3 protein-coding genes are annotated in these 2,621 nt (G+C 68.9%); all 3 read right to left on the bottom strand.

Going from position 1 to position 2,621, the window contains the following annotated elements; all coding sequences use genetic code 11:
* Window positions 1–1,622 (bottom strand): HAD-IC family P-type ATPase (locus JWQ05_RS20050; protein ID WP_299662454.1); only part of this gene is annotated, 1,622 nt, incomplete at its 3' end.
* Window positions 1,619–2,266: a BON domain-containing protein gene (locus tag JWQ05_RS20045; protein WP_299662452.1), complete on the bottom strand. Its 648-nt coding sequence runs from the start codon at window positions 2,264–2,266 to the stop codon at window positions 1,619–1,621. The genes JWQ05_RS20045 and JWQ05_RS20050, both read right to left, overlap by 4 nt.
* Window positions 2,267–2,366: 100 nt before the next feature.
* Window positions 2,367–2,621 (bottom strand): glycosyl hydrolase family 65 protein (locus JWQ05_RS20040; RefSeq protein ID WP_299662450.1); only part of this gene is annotated, 255 nt, incomplete at its 5' end.

Genomic DNA, 2,621 nt, shown 5'->3' with positions numbered 1-2,621 from the left:
CGCGTGAGGTCCGCCTCGACGAACCCTTGAGGCAACACGCGATGGGCCAGCCCGAGGACGCGCAGGGCAGACGCCGCGAGCGCTTCGTTCGTCGCCATGATTCGGCTTCGTTCGGCAGGCGATGTGGATGTGGATGTGGGGCCGTCCGCTCCAAGGATTGAGGCGCTGGCTTTCAGGACTTCCGCCGGCGCGCCCTTCACGTAGGCCACATGCGTGCCCTCCGGCGTGGCATGCACGGTCACCATCAGCTTGGTGTCGCTGTCGAACGGGATCTCCGCGGTTCGTGGGTACGCCCGCGCCAGGTCAACGAGGTCCAGCCCGGCCTTCTCCGCGGCCACGATGAGCGCGGCTTCAGTCGGATCGCCGAGCACCGTGGCGACCTCTCCCGACCGGTCCACCCTGGCGTCGTTGCACAGGGTACCGATGCGCAAGGCGAGCCGAAGGGGCTCTTCATGCCCGACAGCGACCGGCTTCCCGTCGCGGGTGAACTCGCCGCTCGCTGCATAGCCTACCCCGGTCACCTCGAAGCGCCGGGCCCCGACGTCGTAGGTGCGCACCGTCATCTCGTTGCGGGTGAGCGTGCCAGTCTTGTCGGTGCAGATCACCGTCGTCGACCCGAGGGACTCCACCGCGGGTAAGCGCCGAACCAGGGCGTTCATGCGGGCCATCCGCTGCATGCCAATGGCGAGTGTCATGGTCGTCACCGCGAGCAGGCCCTCGGGCACGGCCGCGACGGCGAGCGAAATGCCGACCTCGACCATGTAGAGAAGCGCGTTGCCCCTGAGCCACCCCATCAGGATGATCACGGCGCAGAGCGCCAGGACGATGACGAGGAGGGCGCGGCTGAGCTGGGCGAGTTTCGCCTCCAGCGGCGTGCCGTGCGCGGCGACCCCCGCGATCAGCGCCCCGATCCGGCCGATCTCGGTGCGCGGGCCAGTGGCGGTGACGATGAAGCGACCGCGGCCGGCGGTGACCGCCGTGCTCCGGTGCACCATGCTCGTTCTGTCACCCAGGCCCGCCCCAGGATCGAGGACGGGATCGGCGGACTTGGCGACGGGCAGGAATTCTCCCGTGAGCGAAGCCTCGTCGACTTGGAGGCGCGCCTGCTCGACCACCCGCCCGTCGGCATGCACGCGGTCACCCTCCGAGACGAGCACGACGTCGCCGGCGACGAGGTCGGCCGTCTCGACCTGCTGGTCCCTGCCGTCACGGACGACGCGGGCGAGCGAGACGGCTTGCTTGCGCAACCCGTCGAGGGCGGCGGCGGCCTTCCACTCCGTAAAGAAGCCGATGGCGGCGTTGAGGAGGATCACGACGAGGATGGCCAGCGCCTCGATGCGCTCCCCGAGCGCCAGGGCGACGCCGCCGGCGGCGATGAGCAACACCACCATCAGGCTCTGGAACTGGTGCAGGAGGATTTTCAACGCGGAAGCCGACGCGGCCTTCGCGAGCGTGTTGGGGCCGTCACGGGCCAGGCGCTCGGACACGTCAGCGCCGCTCAGCCCGCCGAGAAGGTCGGTGCGAAGGTCCCTTGCCGTCGCGGCGGCCGAGCGCGACGGGAAAGGCACCAGCTTCGGCGGCGCGCTGGTGTCGATGGCGCCCGGTATCGCCGGCGCGGTCATGCCAGCATCAGCCGGTCCACGACCGCGCGTACGCCCGGTGCGGACCACGCCGCCCTCTCGGCGATGTCGCGCTCGTGCCAGGCATTCACGAAGCCTTCGAGGGTGACCTCGTCATCGACGACGGTGACCTGGATCGCCTCGCCATCCAGCTTGGCGTTCCGCTTCAGGGCCGCGAGGATCTTGGCCTTCACGTCGACAGCCTCGGCCGGGGGACGCACGGCCAGGAGGTTGAGCACGTCGGTGACGCCGGACAGCCTCCTGATGTCTGAGGCGGCGGCGACGCTCTGAAAGTAGTACGGGACGGTCCCCGTCAGAGTGACGGCACCCCTCTCGACCTTGACCTGGATGCCGTGGGCCTGGATGCGCGAGTCCCAGGCGAGGACGTTCAGCACGCGCCCGGCGATCTCGACGTCGCCGGTGCTTTCCGTGTCCGGCTTGCGCACATCGAGCTCCTCGGCGATGGCGCGAACGCCGCGCACCCTCTGGACGACCTTCTCGGCGGCAATCTTCTCGGCATAGGTCACGACGTGGCCGGAGATGGTGACGACGCCGTCATCCACGGCGACCCCGATATGCGCCGACCCGACACTCGGATCGAAGTCGAGTTCTTCCAGGATGTGCTGTCGAAGCAGGGTGTCGTCCATGATGGTGCTCCCAGGCCGGGCGCATGCAGCGCCGACCGGGAGCCTTCGTGGACCCGATGGTGCCCTTAATCTTTGCGCAGGATCAAAACGGGGTGGCGGCTCAGGCCGCGACCAGGGATGTCGACGAGGAAAGCGGGATGCGGATCGGCCAGCCGATGCTCAGCGTCCGGCGGACGTGCCCGACCGAAACTGTCATCCTGTCGCCGCTCTTCAGTGTGGCATCGAGAACCCGCTTGCCGGGATCGACCGTGACGACGAGGTCCCTGCCCTGCCACTGCACCGGGAATGCGAGCCTTGTCCACCCGGCCGGCAGCTGGGGGGCGAACGAGAGGCCCTCGTCACGGACGACGAGACC

Source organism: Methylobacterium sp., from assembly GCF_028290105.1.
GTDB lineage: Bacteria > Pseudomonadota > Alphaproteobacteria > Rhizobiales > Beijerinckiaceae > Methylobacterium.
Note: the sequence above shows the minus strand (reverse complement) of the source record. Positions and strands in the feature narration are given on the sequence as shown.